The sequence below is a fragment of the Glycomyces sp. YM15 genome (genome assembly GCF_016918015.1).
In the GTDB taxonomy this organism is placed as follows: Bacteria; Actinomycetota; Actinomycetes; order Mycobacteriales; family Micromonosporaceae; genus Glycomyces.
Window position 1 is genome coordinate 1 of sequence record NZ_JAERMK010000006.1, and the last position, 4188, is coordinate 4188.

Sequence of the window (4188 nt, forward strand, 5' to 3'; positions counted from 1 at the left end):
GCCCCACGGTCGCGGAGAACCTGATCCTGCTGTGCCGGTTCCACCACGGCCGCATCCACACCCCGGGCTGGTCGGTGGAGAAGACCGGCCCCGGTCAGGCGATCATCACCCACCACGACGGCCACGAAGCACCGGCCGGGACCGGTCAGAGCGCCCCCGTCGATGCCTCGGCCGGGTGCGGCTGCTCCGACTGGCGCACCGATGCCGACATGGATGCCGAGCATGCAGGCTCGGACTGGGACGTGTTCCCCACCGGGCTCTACCGGACCGAATGGTCCGAAACATTGAAGCCCGAACTCGACGGGATCGCCGAGATGATCGACCGCGACCGGGCGATCAAAGCCATGCGGGAGGCGAAAGCGAAATGCCGAGCGAGGTTCGGCATACGCGACGCCTCAAGCGCCGAAGCAGCAGTCGCGGCGCCCGCGCCACCGGCACCGGTAGGGGCGGGGTCGGCGACCGACGACTACGGCGACCCGCCGTTCTTACCCTGCCCCAGCAGGCGACTGCTGGGGGAAGCGCCGCACACACCACGCAGCGCCACCCGAACCCCAAGCGAGGGTTCGGGCCCTCGGCATGCCCACACCAGGAAACCCACCCCAGCACACCCCACCATCGCCGCTCGCCCGAACCCCAAGCCCGACCGAGCCGGGAAGCCGGAGACGACCCGGCCCCTCCTCCACCTCTTTGTCGCCGCCCGCCTGAACCCAGAGCCCGATCCGGCCGGGAAGCTGCAAAAGGACCCGACCCCTCTCTCACCTCTTCATCGCTGCCCGCCTGAACCCCGAACCGATCGAGCCGGGAGGCCCGAGACGAACCCGACCCCGCCCCCACCTTGTCGTCGCTGACCGCCTGAACCCGGACCGGGCCCGAACTGGAGGCCGGAGGCGAACCGAGTTTCTTTCTTCCTGATTGTCGATGCCCCATCGAACCGCAGGTCGTCTCTCGTTCAGCGCGATCGAGCAGCTCCGGAGCAACTGCTCCTTCCCACCGGGATCAGAGAGGAGGCTCGTTGATCGCCTCCGGCCAGGTGAGCTCGCTCGGGTCCGGGTTCCGGTGGAGACCTTCGAAAGCGCCTTTCATCAGGTGCTGCCGCGCTGCGGCTTTGACTACCAGGCGGGCCACTTCGATGGCTCCGGTCGCCTGGAAGTGCGTGTTGTCCTGGATGCCGTCGGGGTAGTTCGGATGGCCGGGGTCGATCCAGAGGAAGTAGTCCTTGGTCCGCTCCTCGCCGAGCTCGCCCCATAGGCCGAGGCTTGCCGCGTGGAGGTCGATCAGGGGGACGCCTTCCTCCTCCGCCAAGGCGCGCATGGCCTCCGGGTACTCCCCCAGGGACTCGACCGGTTTGCCGTCCTTGAATCGGCGGCGTTCGACCGAGGTGACCAGGACCGGGTTCGCGCGGTGGAGGCGCGCGACTTCGATGTAGCCGCGCAGGTACTGCTGGTAGGTCGTGTACGGGTCAGTGCCGCGGTTCGGGTCCTCGATTTTCGAGTCGTTGTGGCCGAATGAGATCAGGAGCCAGTCGCCCGGTTCGATTCTTGCGGCGATCGCGTCGAGCACGCCCCTGTCCGTGTGGCTCTTGGAGCTCGCTCCCGACCAGGCCCGGTTCTCCACGGACACGGCACGGGTGGTGAAGACCTCGAGTGCCTGGCCCCAGCCCGCTCTCGGGGAGCGCCGGTCGGGGTAGGTGGAGGCGGTCGAGTCTCCGGCGACGAAGATCGTGCAGCCGCGGGGTTTCGGGGCGGGTGCGTCCGGTGCGTTCTGTGGATTCCAATCGCCCAAGTAGGCCTCCATGGTGTGTTCGGCCGCTTCGTCTTCGCTGAGTTGGCGCGGCCGGGTGGCGGGGTCGATGATCGCGGCGCCCGGCCCGATGTTCGCGTATTCGGCGTACCGCTGGTCCTGCCAGGGGTAGCCGCTGCTCATGACCGTGTACGGCGCGGCGGCGTCGATCCCGGGGCCGAGCCAGCTGTCGCGGATCGTGAGGGACGGCCAGGCGGACGTGTTCGAGCCGGGGACCCAGGGCCTGGAGAGTTTGTACTCGGCGTCGCCCGCGGCGGAGGTGACGCGGCAGCCGGTCGCCAGATAGCCGTACTCGAACTCCCTGGATGTCGAAGGGGCCCAGGGCATGCCTTTCGGCGTGAAGGTGACGTCGCGTTCGACGCAGTGGATCTCGCAGCGGTCGAAGACCGCCGTGCCGCGCCCGAAGATGAAGTCGACGTCGCCTTCGATGTGGCAGCGGCGGTAGTACTGGCGCGCGGCGACGGTGACCGCCGAGGAGTCGGCGTACAGCGTGTCCTGGTGGCCGAGGAAGCGGCAGTGGTAGAACGCCGAGCGGTCGCCGCGGACGCGGCAGGCCACGGCCTGGGTGCCGCTCGTGCCGGGGTGGTCGGCGCGGAGCCAGTCGTTGGCGAAGGTGACGGCGTGGGCCGTGAAGCCGGCGCCGTCGAGCTTGACGGTGGCGGAACCGGAGGTGCCGACCGTGGTGCCGTCGGGGTTCAGTGTCCCTGCGGCCAGGTCGTAGACGATCACGACGTCGTTCGGGTCGTCGGTCGCGCCGATGAAGGTGAGGTCGGTGATCCGCACATGGACGAGTTCGCGGTAGGTGCCCGCGGCGATCACGACGGTGGAGCCGGGTGCGGCGGCGTCCACGGCCTCCTGCACTGTCGTGTGGTCGCCTCGGCCGCCCGAGTGGACGTAGCGGGTGTCGGCGTTGAGGCGGTCATCCGGGGAGCCGTAGCGGCCGAAGTGGCCTCGGCGTGCTTGGGCTGCAGCGGGGACCGCGACGGCGGCGGCCGTGGCGGCACCGGTGGCGAGCAGGAGTCGGCGCGAGAGAGGGGCCATGGCGACTGCTTTCAAGAAGGAGTGACAGCGCTTACCTCGAGTACGGTAACCGATTGCCTTTCGATATTCAAGTACCTCGATAAATTGATCTTGCCGGGCTGCGATATGGGAACGGCCCCGCGGCGGCGGCCGCGGAGCCGTTCTGGGGCAATGGCTATGCCTCTGCCGCTTCGCGCTCCTCCTGGGTGTCCTTCACCGGACGGCGGGACCAGTAGGCCGCCAGCAGCGAACCGGAGATGTTGTGCCACACCGAGAACACCGCTGCGGGCAGGGCGGCGACCGGGTTGAAGTGGGCCGTGGCCAGAGCGGCGGCGAGCCCGGAGTTCTGCATGCCGACCTCGATGCTGACGGCCCGGCGGCCGGTCGCCGGCATCCGGCCGAGCTTGGCCAGCGCATAGCCGAGCGCGAGGCCGAAGCCGTTGTGCAGCACCACGGCCAAGACCACGAGCCCGCCTACCTCGAGCAGCGTGTCCGCGCTGCCGGCCACGACCGCCATGACCACGAGGGTGATGCCGAGAACCGAGACGAGCGGCAGCGCGTCGAGGACCTTGTCGATGAGGCGCGGCGCGAAGCGGCGCAGCAGGAGGCCGACCACGACCGGGACGAGCACGATCTGGACGATCGAGACGAACAGCGAGCCGGCGTCGACGGGCAGGAACTCGCCTGCGAGCCAGAGGACCAGTACCGGCGTCAGGAGCGGGGCGAGGAGGGTCGAGACCGAGGTCATCGCCACCGATAGCGCGGTGTCGCCTTTGGACAGGTAGACCATGACGTTGGAGGCCGTGCCGCCGGGTGAGGAGCCGACGAGGATCATGCCGACGGCGAGCATCGGCCCCATGTCGAAGGCCAGCGCGAGGCCGTATCCGGCGAGGGGCATGACCAGGAACTGAGCGAGCACGCCGAGGGCCACGGGCCACGGGCGCCTGCCGATGATGGCGAAGTCCTTGGGCCGCAGGGTCATGCCCATGCCGAGCATGATGACCATGAGGAGGTAGGGAACGGCCGGGCCGAGCGGGGTGAAGGTCGCGGGGGTCGCGAAGGCGACCGCTGCCGCCGCGAGCACGATGGCGGGCAGCCAGGTGCCGGTGAGGGCGCTGATGCGTTGCAGCTTGGTCCGTTTCGACATCGGGGGTTCGCTTTCTGCTTGGACCGCTTGGGGCGTCGTTGGCTCTGAGCAGGGGCGCGAGGGGTGGGTGGGTGGAGGCGGGACGGCTGACACTCTACTCGTCCGCCGAGGGTTGGGAATCTGATTCCCAGGGTGTGGATGATGAGGGCATGGAGAAGGGGGGGGGGGGGGCGCCCCCCCCCCCGCCAGCAGGGCGGGGTGGTCGGGCGCCCGGCCCCGTG

At 69.4% G+C, this 4188-nt stretch carries 2 protein-coding genes and 1 pseudogene; 1 reads left to right on the forward strand and 2 read right to left on the reverse strand.

Annotation, left to right across the window (positions count from 1 at the left end):
• Nucleotides 1–848 (forward strand): annotated as a pseudogene (locus tag JHY01_RS08320) (hypothetical protein); the annotation flags it as partial.
• A gap of 148 nt (nucleotides 849–996) precedes the next feature.
• Here JHY01_RS08320 and JHY01_RS08325 read toward each other — a convergent pair.
• Complete coding sequence (locus JHY01_RS08325; protein WP_205325167.1) at nucleotides 997–2841, reverse strand: pectinesterase family protein; 1845 nt, start codon at nucleotides 2839–2841, stop codon at nucleotides 997–999.
• A gap of 154 nt (nucleotides 2842–2995) precedes the next feature.
• Nucleotides 2996–3967 (reverse strand): bile acid:sodium symporter family protein, encoded by a 972-nt coding sequence (locus JHY01_RS08330; RefSeq protein ID WP_205325168.1) that lies wholly within the window; start codon nucleotides 3965–3967, stop codon nucleotides 2996–2998.
• Nucleotides 3968–4188: the final 221 nt, after the last annotated feature.

What these genes read in the sequence shown, in the direction of transcription:
- JHY01_RS08325 (WP_205325167.1), bottom strand. Translation starts at nt 2,841, where the DNA reads ATGGCCCCTCTCTCGCGCCGACTCCTGCTCGCCACCGGTGCCGCCACG.
- JHY01_RS08330 (WP_205325168.1), bottom strand. Translation starts at nt 3,967, where the DNA reads ATGTCGAAACGGACCAAGCTGCAACGCATCAGCGCCCTCACCGGCACC.